At 71.7% G+C, this 12989-nt stretch carries 14 protein-coding genes; 4 read left to right on the forward strand and 10 right to left on the reverse strand.

Annotated features, from left to right (window positions below):
* Nucleotides 1-91: 91 nt before the first annotated feature.
* The 4 genes from FBY22_RS21160 to FBY22_RS21175 all read right to left on the reverse strand — a co-directional run bounded on the left by FBY22_RS21160 (nt 92) and on the right by FBY22_RS21175 (nt 4344).
* Nucleotides 92-817, reverse strand: a complete 726-nt coding sequence (locus FBY22_RS21160; RefSeq protein ID WP_142148245.1) for an inositol monophosphatase family protein — start codon at nt 815-817, stop codon at nt 92-94.
* A 77-nt stretch (nt 818-894) separates the two neighbouring features.
* The gene (locus FBY22_RS21165; RefSeq protein WP_142148247.1) at nt 895-1608 is read right to left on the reverse strand and encodes an LmeA family phospholipid-binding protein; all 714 of its coding nucleotides are present in this window, start codon (nt 1606-1608) and stop codon (nt 895-897) included.
* Nucleotides 1605-3860: an MMPL family transporter gene (locus FBY22_RS21170; RefSeq protein WP_142148249.1), complete on the reverse strand. Its 2256-nt coding sequence runs from the start codon at nt 3858-3860 to the stop codon at nt 1605-1607. The genes FBY22_RS21165 and FBY22_RS21170 overlap by 4 nt, the downstream gene beginning before the upstream one ends.
* 220 nt (nt 3861-4080) lie before the next feature.
* Nucleotides 4081-4344 (reverse strand): hypothetical protein, encoded by a 264-nt coding sequence (locus FBY22_RS21175; protein WP_142148251.1) that lies wholly within the window; start codon nt 4342-4344, stop codon nt 4081-4083.
* A 153-nt stretch (nt 4345-4497) separates the two neighbouring features.
* On the opposite strand from FBY22_RS21175, the gene FBY22_RS21180 reads away from it, so the two are divergent.
* From FBY22_RS21180 to FBY22_RS21190, 3 genes are read left to right on the forward strand one after another with little or no spacing between them, the layout of a single operon-like run.
* Nucleotides 4498-5187 carry a response regulator transcription factor gene (locus FBY22_RS21180; RefSeq protein WP_142148253.1) on the forward strand — a complete coding sequence of 230 codons (690 nt, stop codon included), beginning with the start codon at nt 4498-4500 and terminating at the stop codon, nt 5185-5187.
* Nucleotides 5184-6587 (forward strand): sensor histidine kinase KdpD, encoded by a 1404-nt coding sequence (locus FBY22_RS21185; RefSeq protein WP_142148255.1) that lies wholly within the window; start codon nt 5184-5186, stop codon nt 6585-6587. The genes FBY22_RS21180 and FBY22_RS21185 overlap by 4 nt, the downstream gene beginning before the upstream one ends.
* A gap of 60 nt (nt 6588-6647) precedes the next feature.
* Nucleotides 6648-6908 carry a hypothetical protein gene (locus tag FBY22_RS21190; protein WP_142148257.1) on the forward strand — a complete coding sequence of 87 codons (261 nt, stop codon included), beginning with the start codon at nt 6648-6650 and terminating at the stop codon, nt 6906-6908.
* Here FBY22_RS21190 and FBY22_RS21195 read toward each other — a convergent pair.
* Nucleotides 6878-7213: a hypothetical protein gene (locus tag FBY22_RS21195; RefSeq protein ID WP_142148258.1), complete on the reverse strand. Its 336-nt coding sequence runs from the start codon at nt 7211-7213 to the stop codon at nt 6878-6880. The genes FBY22_RS21190 and FBY22_RS21195 overlap by 31 nt on opposite strands.
* Before the next feature lie 163 nt (nt 7214-7376).
* Between FBY22_RS21195 and FBY22_RS21200 the strand changes: the two genes are divergently transcribed.
* A complete protein-coding gene (locus FBY22_RS21200) occupies nt 7377-8309 on the forward strand; it encodes a hypothetical protein (RefSeq protein ID WP_142148260.1) in 933 nt (310 codons plus the stop codon).
* 26 nt (nt 8310-8335) lie between these two features.
* Here FBY22_RS21200 and FBY22_RS21205 read toward each other — a convergent pair whose 3' ends face one another.
* The 5 genes from FBY22_RS21205 to FBY22_RS21225 all read right to left on the reverse strand — a co-directional run bounded on the left by FBY22_RS21205 (nt 8336) and on the right by FBY22_RS21225 (nt 12976).
* Nucleotides 8336-9775, reverse strand: coding sequence for a HAMP domain-containing sensor histidine kinase (locus FBY22_RS21205; RefSeq protein WP_142148262.1), 1440 nt, complete (start codon nt 9773-9775; stop codon nt 8336-8338).
* Nucleotides 9772-10503 carry a response regulator transcription factor gene (locus tag FBY22_RS21210; RefSeq protein WP_142148264.1) on the reverse strand — a complete coding sequence of 244 codons (732 nt, stop codon included), beginning with the start codon at nt 10501-10503 and terminating at the stop codon, nt 9772-9774. Before FBY22_RS21210 ends, FBY22_RS21205 begins: the two co-directional genes overlap by 4 nt.
* A gap of 89 nt (nt 10504-10592) precedes the next feature.
* On the reverse strand, nt 10593-11000 hold the full coding sequence (locus tag FBY22_RS21215; RefSeq protein ID WP_142148266.1) for a PepSY domain-containing protein: 408 nt from the start codon (nt 10998-11000) through the stop codon (nt 10593-10595).
* A gap of 178 nt (nt 11001-11178) precedes the next feature.
* The gene (locus FBY22_RS21220) at nt 11179-11724 is read right to left on the reverse strand and encodes an NADPH-dependent F420 reductase (RefSeq protein ID WP_142148268.1); all 546 of its coding nucleotides are present in this window, start codon (nt 11722-11724) and stop codon (nt 11179-11181) included.
* A gap of 31 nt (nt 11725-11755) precedes the next feature.
* Complete coding sequence (locus tag FBY22_RS21225) at nt 11756-12976, reverse strand: beta-ketoacyl synthase (protein WP_142148270.1); 1221 nt, start codon at nt 12974-12976, stop codon at nt 11756-11758.
* Between the last annotated feature and the right edge of the window lie 13 nt (nt 12977-12989).

Here is a 12989-nt window from a genome sequence, read left to right on the forward strand (position 1 = left end):
GTTGCAGCTGTGTGCGTACCGCCGCTACGCCCTGGACGTCAGCACCACCCCATGACCATCGCCACCATGTGCTGCGGTGCTGTCGGCCGCCTTACTCACCGTCGTCGAGAGCCCGATAGTCACGGCTGTGCGGCAAGCCTTCCACCAACTGCAGGAACCCTTCGTGCAGTCGACCGTTGGTGACGAGCACCGACATGTCACCTTCCAGGACGGGCGCTCCGCGCAGGTCGGTGACCCGGCCGCCTGCCTCCGTGACGATGACCGGCATCGGGGCGACGTCTTCGTAGCCCATCGGCGGACCGGCGATGATGCCGGCATCGGCTCGGCCCGTCACCAGAGCCACGATCATGCCTGTTGAGGGCAGCAGGAGTACCCGACGGTGGAGAGCACAGAGGAGTTCCTCCGGCCAGCCGGCCGGGTTGTGCATCAGGGTCCTTGCACCACCCAGACTGCTTCGTTCGGTGAGCTTGGCTCGGCGGCCCGATCGGAGATCCGGGAACAACGGCACTCGGTGGGTGAAATACGTCGTACCGTTGATCGGGTCGATGATCCACCGTCGTCCTGACGACCCGCTGATTGAACCGCCCTCCTCCCCGAAGATTCCGTCGTCCGGCGCCTGCCGGCTCAACTCGTTCCTGATCAGCTCTTCGACCGCCAGGTCGACCTCGGTGACCTCGGTGCCGTCCTCCTTTAGACGGCTGTGCAAGTCATCACGAAAGAAGGCTTGCGCAGACATCTGCCCTGCACGACCGGCCAGGCGAACGGCGAAGTCCAGTAGTTCCCGGTCTACGGGCGGGGCATCGAAGGCGTAGTCCATCCGTTGAGCCTTTCACGGCTCTGACCTCCGAACGTTTCACGGTCAGGGTCCGCTTCGCCACGCTGAGGAAGTGTCCGTTACGTCTTCGTCTTCGCCGGCAATCGTGTGCGGCCCGCGTCCAGGCCGATGGACAGGCCTGTGGGGGTGACGTCGAGGCTGGTGGCTTTCAGGCCCAAGGGGTAGTCGGCGGCCGTGCGGGTCGTGAGGGTGTTCTGGATGCGGTCGACGAGCCGGGGTGGTGCGGGTCTGCCGAGGACCTCGGCGTTCTCGAGGTGCAGCGTTACGCGCCCGTCTTCGAGGCGGGGTTGCACGGTCGCCTGACCGAGGCCGGCCTGGCCGAGGCCCAGGGTGATGGTGTCGGTCTTCTCGTCGAGGTGTACGTCCGTGACGGGAAGGCGGCTCGCCTTCGTGCCGGTCAGGTCCTGCAGGGACCTCGCGGGGACCTCGACGGCAGCGTGGATGGCGGCGACTGTGCCCGCGCGCTTCCCCGTCAGGCGTACGTCCTGAAGGCGGGCGCGGACGGAGACGTCCGGGATGCGGCCAAGGGTGGCGTGGTCGTTGCTGATGGTCACCGCGTCCAGATGCCGGTCGAGCAGGGCCAGCAGCGCAGGGCCGCCGTCGACGTCCACCGTGCTGTCCTTGCCGAGGGCCCGGCCGGCCGCGGTGGCCAGACGGTCCTGCAACAGCGTGCGGGCGGCGAGTTCGGCCGCGGTGGCGGCGAGCAGGACGACCGTCAGGGCGAGGACGGTGAAGGACACCGCGCGATGTCGGCGGAACGCGGCGCGGATCATCCGGTCTCCTCCTTCGTGAGGGCCGGGAGGGACTCGTCAGAGGTCCCCGCGGGCGCCGGGCCCTCGGGGTCCAGGTGCGGCAGGAGGCGGTCCAGCCACCGCGGCAGCCACCAGTTCGCCTGCCCGAGCAGGTACATGGTGGAGGGCACCAGGACGAGCCGGACCACGGTGGCGTCGAGGATGACGCTCACGCCCAGGCCGAGTGCCAGCATCTTGATCACCACGTTGGTGGAGAGCAGGAAGGCCAGGAAGACGCTGGTCATGATGAGCGCGGCGCAGGTGATGACCCGGGCGGTGCCCGCCAGGCCGGCGGCGACGCTGAGGTGGTTGTCCTTGGTGTGCAGCCAGGACTCGCGGATGCGGGAGAGCAGGAAGACCTCGTAGTCCATGGACAGGCCGAAGACGATCGCGAACATCATCATCGGCACGTACGACTCCACCGGTACGGGCTCCTCCACGCCGAACAGCGAGCCTCCCCAGCCCCATTGGAAGACCGCGACGACGACGCCGTAGGCGGCTCCGATGGACAGCAGGTTGAGCAGGGCGGCCTTGAGGGCGACCAGGAGGCTGCGGAAGACGGTGAGCAGGAGCAGGAAGGCCGCGGCGACTACCACCGCCACGATGACCGGCAGACGGTCCACCACCACGTCGCGGAAGGTGAGTTGGGCGGCGGTGACGCCGGTGACGTAGCCGCGGGCGCCGGTTCCGGCGAGGGCGTCGGGGAGGGTGTCGTCCTCCAGGCGGTGCAGCAGGTCGGAGGTGCCTTCCTCCTGCGGGCCGGTGTCGGGGGTGACCGTGGCGATGAGCAGCGTCGGCTCGTCACCGGCGGCCACGGGCGTGGTCACGCGGGCCACGCCGGGGTCCGCGGCCAGGGCGTCGTGCAGTGTCCGGGACAGCGTGGCGCTGTCGGTGTGGGCGTCGCGCAGGTCGGCGACGATGGTGAACTGGCCGTTGGTACCCGGTCCGAAGCCGTCGGCGATCAGGTCGTAGGCGCGGCGGTCGGTGTAGTCGGCAGGGTCGGCGCCGTTGTCGACGTGTCCCAGCCGCATGGAGGCGGCGGGGACCGCCAGGACGGCCAGCGCGAGTGCGCCGACGGCGAGGAAGAGCCAGGGGCGGCGGCCCACGGTGGCGGCCCAGCGGTGCCAGGTGTCGGCCGTGCCGGTCGGCTCGTCGACGGGAGTGCGCACCCGCCAGCGGTCGATGCGGCGGCCGGCCACACCGAGGAAGGCGGGCGCCAGGGTGAGCGCGGCGACGGCGGCGACCAGGACGGTCAGGCCGGCGGCGACACCGAGGGTGCCGATGAAGGTCACGCCGGATACGTACAGGCCGCCGAGGGCGAGGGCGACGGTGGCCGCCGCGACGATGACGGCACGGCCGCTGGTGGCGACGGCACGGCCGGCGGCCTCCGCCGGATCGTCGACGTCGCGCAGCAGCCGGCGGTGCCGGGTGATCAGGAACAGGGCGTAGTCGATGCCGACGCCAAGACCCATCATGGTGGCCAGCGTGGGTGCGGCGTTGCCGAAGGTGAAGGCCGCGGCCAGCAGCCCGAGCAGCGAGATCCCGGTCAGCAGCCCGGCGACCGCCGTCAGCAGCGGCAGGCCGGCGGCGGCCACGCTGCCGAACCCGGCCAGCAGCACGACGATGGCGGTGACGAGGCCGATCACCTCCGACAGCCGGTCGGCGGCCTTCGGTCGGGCCAACTGGCCCAGTGGGCCCCCGTATTCGACCTGGACGTGCTCGGCGCGCAGACCGTGCACGGCGTCGTCGACGCCGTCCAGGTAGGCGGGCGCGAAGCGGGCGGGGTTCTCGGTGAAGCGGACGGTCATGATGCCGGTGGCGCCGTCGGCGGAGAGCGCGCCGGTTGTGTTCAACGGATCGGCCACCGCTATCACTTCGGGCAGCTTCTTCAGTTCGGTGGCCGCGGTGTCGACGGCGTCCCGGTGAGCGGCCAGGGAGCCGCTGCCGGTGTGCAGCACGATCTGCGCGGCGGTGCCCCGGACGCCGGCGGAGCCGTGCGCGTCCAGCAGGTCGGATCCGGTCTGCACGGAGGTGCCCGGGAGGGCGAAGTCGTCGTCGTAACCGCCTCCCCAGGCCCGGTCGGCGGCGAGTGCGGTGAGCAGCACCAGCAGCCAGACACAGATCACCCACCAAGGTCGCCGTGCGCACCAGCGGCCGAGCCGGTGCAGCCGGTCGACGCGTTCGGGCGCTTCGGGACGGGCGGGTTGCTGGGGAGTGACAGGAGCGTTGGTCATGCCGTCGTTTCTTCTCGGCCCACGTCGTACGGGGCGGGGTCGGTGATGGTGTCGGGGTGTGGCTGCGTGCGGGTACGGGGGCGGGCGGCATCGGCGGCCCTGCCCCGGGGCGCGGGTCGTCGGTGGGTACACCATGCCGGTGGTCGGCTGCCGCCCGATGGCCGGGTCGGTACCTCTACGGGCGCGGCGTACGGCGCCGACATCGCCGTACCGCCCGCGCTCATTCCTGTTGCCGGGCTGCGGCGAGGCGCTCGGCGAGGTGCCGCGCCTGCTCGCCGTATCGCACAGGACGGAACCTGGCACCGGTGACGCCGGTCGTTTCGGCGTCGGCGAGCGCGACCGCCCTGGTGCCGGCGCCGGCCGATGCCGTGCTGTCCGGTCGCGCCGCCGACGCCGTCCAGGCCAGGACGGCCACGGCCACGGCGCCGGCGATGGCGACGGGCAGGGCGGCGCGGCGGGACGCGGCAGCGGACAGGCGGTTCATGAGGTCCTCCCTTGATCGACGGTCTCAGCGTGGCCGGGGCGTACGAGCGGAAGGTTCGACGAATGTTCGGGGCGTGTAAGGGCTGGTCGCGCGGACGCCCAGGCCCGGCGGAGGTGGTTAGCATCGAGGGCCGGACCGGGGAAAGAGAGGCACATGCCGGACAGCAAGGGGCTCGTCCTGGTTGTCGAGGACGAGCGCAACATCGCCGACCTGCAGCGGCGCTACCTGAGCCGGGAGGGCTTCGGCGTGCACGTCGAGAGCAGCGGCGACGCCGCGCTGGCCGCCGTACGCCGTATGCGCCCGGTCGCCGTCGTCCTGGACATCGCGCTGCCCGGCATGGACGGCATGGAGGTCTGCCGGCGGCTGCGCGAGGAGGGCGACTGGACGCCCGTGCTGTTCGTGACGGCCCGGGACGACGTGACCGACCGCATCCTCGGACTGGAGCTCGGCGGCGACGACTACCTCACCAAGCCCTTCTCGCCGCAGGAGCTCGTGGCCCGCGTCAAGAGCCTGCTGCGCCGCGCCGCCGGACCGCAGCACCACGCGGTGCGCCGGGTCGGCCGCCTCGCCCTGGACACCGGCCGCCGCACCCTGCACGTCGACGACCGGCCGGTGGAGCTGACGACCACCGAGTTCAACCTGCTCGCCTTCCTGATGCAGCATCCCGGCCAGGTCTTCACCCGCGAGCAGCTGCTCGCCCAGGTCTGGGGGTACGCCGGCTACCGGGACACGCGCGTGATGGACGTCTACGTCTCCCAACTGCGTGCCAAACTCGGCGACGCCAGCCCCCTGCGCACCGTCCGCGGCGTCGGCTACGCCGTCACGGAGGCCGACGGCCGATGAACGCCCCGCGCCGAACGGGCCGTCGCAGTTCCCTGACCGGGAACATCGTGCTGCTCACCACCGCCGTCGCCGCCGTGGCCGTCGTACTGACCGGACTGTTCGCCTGGCGGGTCATCCGCACCAACGCCGAGCACCAGGAACGCGAGCAGCTCTCCCGCCAGGCCGAGGTCCTCGCCCGCACCCCGCCGCTGGCGTCCTGGATGCTGGACCGGCAGGAGCGCATCGCCGGCGCCGACGACATCCGGCTCGCCCTCGTCCGCCCCTCCGGCGCGGTGGACGGGCCCGCGGCGGCCACGGTGGACGACAAGGAACGCGAGACGCTCCTGTCGGGGAAGACACTGTCCACAACCGCAAGGCTCGACGGCCGCGAGGTGCTGGTGGAGGGAGCGCCGACGCCCACCGGCGGCGGGCTGGTGCTCACCCAGCCGATGAGCGCCGTCGACCAGGCAACCGACCGTATGCGCGGCAGCCTCGTCCTGCCGCTCGTCCTCGGCCTGACCGGCGCGGCCCTCGCCGGTGCGCTGCTGGCCCGCCGTCTGGGCCGCCCGCTCGTCTCCGCCGCGCGGACCGCGCACCGCCTGTCCGAGGGCGAACGGGGCCTGACCGTCCCCGCCGAAGGCCCGGCGGAAGTGGCGGAGTTGGCCGGTGCGCTCAATACGCTGGATGCGGCGCTGACCCACAGCGAGGACCGGCAGCGGGAGTTCCTGCTCTCCGTGTCGCACGAGATCCGCACCCCGCTCACCACGGCACGCGGCTACGCCGAGGCCCTCGCCGACGAGGTCGTCACCGGCGACGAAGTACCCGAGGCCGGCAGCATCCTGCGCGGCGAGATCGAACGCCTCGAACGCTTCGTCGGCGACCTGCTCGCCCTGGCCCGCCTGGAGGCCGACGACTTCCGCCTCGACACCGACGAGGTGGACCTCGACGCGCTGGTGGCGGAGGCCGCACAGGCCTGGTCGGTGCGATGCTCCCGGCTCGACGTGGACTTCCGCGTCGAGCGCCCGGCGCGTCCGCTGCCTCTGATCACCGACGGCTTCCGGGTACGGCAGCTCGTGGACGGTCTCGCCGAGAACGCGCTGCGCGTCACCCCGGCCGGAAAACCCCTCGTCCTGGCCGTGCGGGCGGACAGTTGCGGCGTGCTGCTGGAGGTGCGCGACGGCGGCCCCGGCCTCACCGAGGACGATGTCGCGGTCGCGTTCGAACGCGGCGCCCTCGCCGAGCGCTACCGAGGGGTGCGGCCCGTCGGCAGCGGTCTGGGCCTGGCCATCGCCCACCGCCTGACCACCCGCCTCGGCGGCACCATCACCGCCTCCGGGCGGGCGCCCGAGGGCGGTGCCCGCTTCACCGTCCGGCTGCCGTCGCATCCTGACACCCCTTACACGCCCCGAACACTCCCCTGACACCCGCTTAGGACCACGCGCTCATGCTCGTGCGCACGGCCCGGGTGGAGGAGGAGCAGCATGAGACGTGCGTGGAGGAAGCCGATGCGCCGCCGGAGCGTGTCCGGCCTGGAACGGGACGCGCCGCGCCGTCTGCGACATGACCTCGACGTGGCCCTGTCCCTGACCGACGAAGCCGCCCGGCGGGCGGCCGTCGACCGGGTGGTCCAGGGGATCGCCGAAGGCAGGTACGGCCGGACCTTCCAACGGCAGGCGCAACGGCAGGCGCAACGGCGGCCGGACCTCGGCCCTCAGGCCCGGCCGCAGGCCAGCAGCGCGTGATAGCGCAACACCAGTCGTCCGTCCGGCCCTGCGTACTGCGAGGCCAGCTCGTCGTACGCCGCCTTGATCCGAACGATCGTCTCCGGTGCCTGCCGGCTGACGATCTGACCGATCATGCCGACACCGGCCGCCGCACCGCTCCACCACTCGTCGGGCGAGGCGATGTGGTCCCAGGTCACCGACCGACAGGAGACGTCGGCGAGCCCGGCCGCGGTGAACAGGGCCGCGAACCCCTCGACGGTGCGCGGGAAGTCCTCGGCCGGGTCGAGCCGCGGCGCGTCCTCCCGGCTGCGCCCACCGCTCAACGTCAACGGAATCGACCAGGGCAAAAACCGGGAACACGCCAAGCGAGCACGGGCCACCTATTTACGCCAGCGCCGGCCCCCGCCCTGGGCGATAGCCCCGCTACGACCGTTAAGGGTCCGGGTTGTGGGTGAGCACCCACTGACGGCCGTCTACGCTCTCGGCATGCAGCGCAGCGACGTCACGCGCGACGACGGCACCTGGGTAGGGCTGTCTCTTGATGTACAGGAACGCCACCAGCCGGGACTCTGCGTGTTCAGCGCCGGGCAGCGACTGCTGCTCAGTCGCCTGTCGCGGACTGTGCTGCTCGCCGTCGTCGACGAGCAGCTGCAGGGCGTGGACTTCTGGCGCACCGACGAGTACCGCTCCTTCGTTCCCCCGTTGCGTGCCGATCTGGCGCGTGCCCTGGCGGGCAGCCCGCCACGGTGGGCGCACCGCTTCGCGCAGTGCCTCATAGCGTCGCCGGACAGCCCGTTGCACGAGGGCCGGTGGCTGCTGTCGTGCGAGAGTCCGCTCCTTCGCTGGCGGCACGCCGAGACCTCACATGCCGAGTACTGGAGCTCGATGCTCGTCCAGGGCCATCCGGACGGGTACCTCGACTGGTTCTTCCATTCCTGTTCCTGGGAGATCCTTCCGCTGCGGCCTATGCCCGATGTCGACGACAGCCGGGTCAAGGCCTATCGCAAGCAAGCTCGGGAAGGAACGCTCCCACCCGTCCTGTTGTGGTGGGTCAGTGGCCTGGATTGCCATCTGATCCTGGACGGTCACGCACGCCTCGCCGCGGCGATCGCCGAATCCGTCGAGCCTCCGCTGCTGCAGTTGCACCGCACGGTGCCGCGCGACGACCTGAGCGCGCGGACCGATGAAGCCGTGCGCTTCTACGAGCGCGAGCTGGCGCGCTTCGCCGCTCTCCGAGCCGTCCACGGCCCCACCGTTCCGGACGGCGCCGCGACCGCCGGCCCACAACTCGTCCGCCTGCTGCACGACCTGAACACCGCAGAGCAGCCGACTTGGGCCTGGCCTCTGCCCGGCGGTGAGGAACAGTGGCATCGCATCGCACGCGAGGTGACGGACGGCCGGGACTGGCCCCAGATGTGAGTGCCGGCGGCGTATTCGCGGTCCGACTACCAGTGATGAGCTGTCCGAGTTCGGCTGCCGTCACGGGGCGGGCGGATGTCGGTGGCCGGCGTGCGGCGGCGTTGAGGTGCGGGGGCGGGCCGCAGTCGGATGCGGGCGTCGAGGCCGGTGCCGGGGGCGGAGTGCAGGGTGATGGTGCCGCCGGAGGCGTCGACGAGGTGGCGGACAATGGGCAGGCCCAGTCCGGTCCCGTCGTGGTGGGCGTCGGAGGAGCGCCAGAACCGGTCGAAGGCGCGCTGCCGGTCGGCTTCGTTCAGGCCGGGGCCCTGGTCGATGATGTCGAGCTGGGTGCCGGGGGTGCGGTGGACGCTGATGGTCGTGCTCGGTGGGGAGACGCGCAGAGCGTTGGCGAGCAGGTTGTCGATGATCTGCTCCAGCGCACCAGGGATGGCCCACACATGGCCGACGGGCGCGCCGGTGAGGTCGACGGTCACGAACTGTTCCGCGGCGAGGGATTTCCACATGGCGGCCCGGTCGGCGAGGACGGCGTCGAGGTCGACGGGTTCGGGCGTGGTGGCGGCGTTCTCCAGCCGGGCGAGGGCAAGAAGGCCCTGAACCATGCGGCCGAGGCGTTCGACCTCGCCGACGGCCTCGTCGAGGCCGGCGTGGGCGCGCTCGTCGAGGTAGGGCTCGAAGTTCTCCAGCCGCAGTCGCAGTGCGGTCAGCGGGGTCTTCAGCTGGTGGGAGGCTTCGGAGGCGAACGCCTGCTGTGCTTTGAGGAGGTGCTGCAGGCGGGTGGCGGTGTGGGTGAATGAGGCGGTGAGGGCGCGCAGTTCGGGTGGTCCGGTGGTGGCGTCGGGCGGGTTGTCCAGATGTCCGTCGGCGAGCTGGGCGGTGGCGGCTTCCAGGGTGCGCAGGGGGCGGGTGATCCACCGGGCCAGGCTGAAGGCGACCAGGGCGACAGCGGCGAGGATGCACGCTCCGGCCAGCGCGAGGGCACTCCAGACGCGGTGGACTCGGGTGGTGACCTGGTCCAGGGGGTAGGTCAGGCGCAGGGTGCCGCGGATGGTGGTGCCGGAGGCGCCGGGCATGGTGGCCGACAAGACGTCCGTGTCCTTGCCGTCGACGGTGGTGGTGACGGTCGGCCTATTGTTCAGGGCACGGGCGATGTCCGGCTGACCGGTCAGGCTGATACCGGTCCTGCCGAGAGGGTCGGAGTCGGCCAGGACGATCCCGTGCTTGTCGGTGACGATGACGCGGCCGCCGTTGCGCTCGGCGTAGTCGCCGGCCACGTCGGGCAGCATGTCGAACTGGCCCTTCTCGATGTGCTCTTCGGTGATTTCGGCGAGCATGGCAGCGTCACGTTCGACCCTCTGGGAGGCGCGGGAGGTCTCACCGCGGGCGTAGATGACGGCGAGCGGGATCTCCAGGACGGCCAGCACGAGCAGGGCCAGGAAGAGGTAGCTGAGCAGCAGGCGGCGGGTCATCCGGCCGCCTCGACGGTGTCGTTGTCCGGGCAGGTGAGGCGGAAACCGACCCCGCGGGCGGTGGTGATCCAGCCGGGGTCGCCGAGCTTGCGACGCAGTGCGGCGACGTGGGCGTCCAGGGTCTTGGTGGGACCGAAGAAGTGCGGGTCCCACACCGCGTCCATGATCTGCTGGCGCGAGTACACCGTGCCGGGGTCCTCGGCGAGGTAGGCCAGCAAGTCGAACTCCCTGGGTGTCAGGGCCACTTGCTGCCCGCCGAGGTGGACCTCGCGGGTGCGGCGGCTGATGGCCAGCGGCCCCAACGCCTGTGCGTCGGAGGCCGCCTGCCGGATCTCGGGCGCCTGTGCCGCTCCGTGCGGAGCGTACGCCGGAGCCGCGGCGCGGCGCGTGACGGCGCGGATACGAGCGATCAGCTCCCTTACGCCGAAGGGCTTGGCGAGGTAGTCGTCCGCTCCCAGTTCGAGGCCGACGATCCGGTCGGCTTCCTCACCCCGTGCGGTGATCATGATGATGGGCACGGCGGACCGGGCGCGCAGGCTACGGCAGACGTCCAGACCGTCCATGTCCGGCAGACCGAGATCCAGCAGCACCAGGTCCGGTGCGGCGGTGGTGTCGGCGAGACCGGCGGCGCCGGTGCGGACGTGGTCCACGGTGAAGCCGTAGCGCCCGAGTCCTTCGGTGAGGGGTGCGGCGATTCGTTCGTCGTCTTCGATGAGGAGCAGGCGCATGGTGCCAGGCTCGCACAGCTGTACAAGGGGAGTTGGTGGGTTCAAGGAAAGCCGCCCGGCACCGTCGGGAGCGGTTCGGTCCGCCGCCGTCAGCCGGCGTCCTCGGTCTCCTCGGTGCCCTCCTTCTTGGTGTCGGTGACCGTGAAGGACTTGTCGAGGTAGACCTCGATCGAGGTGCCGTCCGACTGCTTGACCTCGACCGCGTACATGCCGGGCTTCTCCGCGTCCTCCTCGGACTTCACCACCGTGCCCGGGTACTTGGCGAGCGCGGCGGCTTCGGCCTTCTGCTTGGTGTCCCCGGTCAGCGGCGGCTCCTTCTTGTCGTCGGCGTCGCCGCCTGCCGCGCCCTCCTCGGCGCCGCCTGCGCTCTGGGCCGACTGCTGGGTGTCCGCGGCCTTTGAGCTGTCCGAGCCCTCGGACCCTCCACAGGCGACCAGCGAGAACATCAGCACGGCGGCGGGAGCGGCGAGCAGGGCACGGCGGGGCAGAACACGCATCGGAAGGTCTCCAAACGCTGGGCGTCACTTGCGAGTTCGGAGGCCTCGTCACCGGGCCTCCGGGGGATGTCGACGACCCTAGGAACCCCCTGTCGAGAGGCAGCCCAGCAGACGGAGAGGGAGAGACCAGCAGATTGCCAATGTTCCGCCACGCTGCACAGTGGCGGCGCCGACGCCGTCACGCCCCCACTGTGTCCGTCGCGAAGACGCCCCCCTCCCCCGACAGCGCCATCCGCTCCACCCGGTGCCCCTGGGCGAGGCCACCCGCGTCGACGAAGGTGAACGGGGTGGACCCGCACAGTCGTAGGAACGTCTCCTTCGCGGCGTCGTCGTCCGAGACCACACGGATGACCGGGGCCATGGAGTCGGGTCCCCCGTCGAACGTCTCCCACCACACGTTCTTGAACGCGCCCACCACGCGGGCCTCGGGGAACGCCCTCGCGAGGTCCTGCGCGCCGCCCGCCGCCCAGGGCCCCACGAAGTCGAGGTGGCCGCCGGTGAACGGGTTGGTGATGTCCACCAGGATCTTCCCGCGCAGCCCGGGCCGCCAGGGCCTGAGCCGCTGTACCGCGCCCTGCACCCCGAGCACGGCGGGGATCACCACGGCCGACTCCGCGACGACCTCCCTGTCCTGCCCGATCCGCACCTCGTGGCCGGCCCGGCCGAACATCGTCGCGAGCGCGTCGGCGATGCCGCCCGTGCCCAGTACACCGATCGTCGTCATGCTGTTGCTCTCCCCCGTTGTCACCGCTGTGTCATGCCGTGCGTGTCAGCACCAGGCTGACGTTGTGCCCCCCGAATCCGAAGGAGTTGGCGAGGGCCGCGTCCAGGTCGACCGTGCGGTTGTGCCCGGCGACCACGTCCAGCCCGACGCGCGGATCGGGCTCGTCCAGGTTGAGGGTGGCCGGAACCACTCCGTGGTGCACTGCCAGGAGCGCGGACATCGCCCCGAACGCCCCCGAGGCGCCGAGCATGTGACCGGTCATCGACTTCGTCGCCGTCACCGCCGGGTGCACGCCGATCGCCTTCGCCACCGCCTCGGCCTCGGCGAGGTCACCGCCGGGGGTGGAGGTGGCGTGCGCGTGCACATGACCGATGTCGTCCGGTTCCAGGTCCGCGTCCCGCAGTGCCGCCCGCATCGCCAGCACCTGGCCCTCGCTGTCGGACGCGGATATGTGCCGGGCGCTGGAGTTGACGGCCGCGCCCGCCAGCGCGCCGTAGACGCGGGCCCCTCGGGCCCGGGCGAACCCGGCCCGTTCCAGGACCACGACCGCGGCACCCTCGGCCATGACGAAGCCCGAACGGTTGGCGTCGAAGGGCCGGGAGACCGTCGCCGGATCGCCGCCCTGCTGGGACAGCGCCTTCATCTGCGTGAACGCCGCCACCAGGAACGGGTGCAGGCACGCCTCGGTGCCGCCGGCCACCACCACGTCGGCTCGGCCCAGCCTGATCAGGTCCAGCCCCAGGGCGAGCGACTCGGCGCCCGCGGCGCAGGCGCTGACCGGCGCGCGCGCCCCGGCCCGCGCACCCAGGTCCATGCTGACCCAGGCGGCCGGTCCGTTCGGCATCAGCATCGGCACCGCGTACGAGGACAGCTTCCGCGTCCCCGACCGCTCGTACAGGTCGTCCTGCCCGAGGGCGCTCAACACGCCGCCGATGCCGGTGCCGACGACCACCGCCAACCGTTCGGGTTCCACGGAGGGCTCCCCCGCGTCCCGGAACGCCTCGCGGGCGGCCGCCACCGCCAGTTGCTCGCCCCGGTCGAGTTTGCGGGCGTGCACCCGGCCGAGCACCTCCACCGGGTCGGCGGTCACCGTCCCCGCGATCCGCACGGGAGGGTCCTCCGGCCAGTCCGCCGGCAGGTGTCGTATGCCCGAGCGCTGGTCGAGCAGGCCCTGCCACGACTCGGCCGCGCTCCCGCCCAGTGGTGTCAGGGCGCCCAGCCCGGTCACGAGCACCCCCTCGTCCCGGCTCATCCGCTGTTCCTTC

This window comes from Streptomyces sp. SLBN-31 (genome assembly GCF_006715395.1).
Lineage (GTDB): Bacteria > Actinomycetota > Actinomycetes > Streptomycetales > Streptomycetaceae > Streptomyces.

Excerpts from the sequence above, each read along its gene's own strand:
- FBY22_RS21160 (WP_142148245.1), bottom strand. The coding sequence starts at position 817 with ATGGACTACGCCTTCGATGCCCCGCCCGTAGACCGGGAACTACTGGAC.
- FBY22_RS21165 (WP_142148247.1), bottom strand. The coding sequence starts at position 1,608 with ATGATCCGCGCCGCGTTCCGCCGACATCGCGCGGTGTCCTTCACCGTC.
- FBY22_RS21170 (WP_142148249.1), bottom strand. The coding sequence starts at position 3,860 with ATGACCAACGCTCCTGTCACTCCCCAGCAACCCGCCCGTCCCGAAGCG.
- FBY22_RS21175 (WP_142148251.1), bottom strand. The coding sequence starts at position 4,344 with ATGAACCGCCTGTCCGCTGCCGCGTCCCGCCGCGCCGCCCTGCCCGTC.
- FBY22_RS21180 (WP_142148253.1), top strand. The coding sequence starts at position 4,498 with ATGCCGGACAGCAAGGGGCTCGTCCTGGTTGTCGAGGACGAGCGCAAC.
- FBY22_RS21185 (WP_142148255.1), top strand. The coding sequence starts at position 5,184 with ATGAACGCCCCGCGCCGAACGGGCCGTCGCAGTTCCCTGACCGGGAAC.
- FBY22_RS21190 (WP_142148257.1), top strand. The coding sequence starts at position 6,648 with ATGAGACGTGCGTGGAGGAAGCCGATGCGCCGCCGGAGCGTGTCCGGC.
- FBY22_RS21200 (WP_142148260.1), top strand. The coding sequence starts at position 7,377 with ATGCAGCGCAGCGACGTCACGCGCGACGACGGCACCTGGGTAGGGCTG.
- FBY22_RS21205 (WP_142148262.1), bottom strand. The coding sequence starts at position 9,775 with ATGACCCGCCGCCTGCTGCTCAGCTACCTCTTCCTGGCCCTGCTCGTG.
- FBY22_RS21210 (WP_142148264.1), bottom strand. The coding sequence starts at position 10,503 with ATGCGCCTGCTCCTCATCGAAGACGACGAACGAATCGCCGCACCCCTC.
- FBY22_RS21215 (WP_142148266.1), bottom strand. The coding sequence starts at position 11,000 with ATGCGTGTTCTGCCCCGCCGTGCCCTGCTCGCCGCTCCCGCCGCCGTG.
- FBY22_RS21220 (WP_142148268.1), bottom strand. The coding sequence starts at position 11,724 with ATGACGACGATCGGTGTACTGGGCACGGGCGGCATCGCCGACGCGCTC.
- FBY22_RS21225 (WP_142148270.1), bottom strand. The coding sequence starts at position 12,976 with ATGAGCCGGGACGAGGGGGTGCTCGTGACCGGGCTGGGCGCCCTGACA.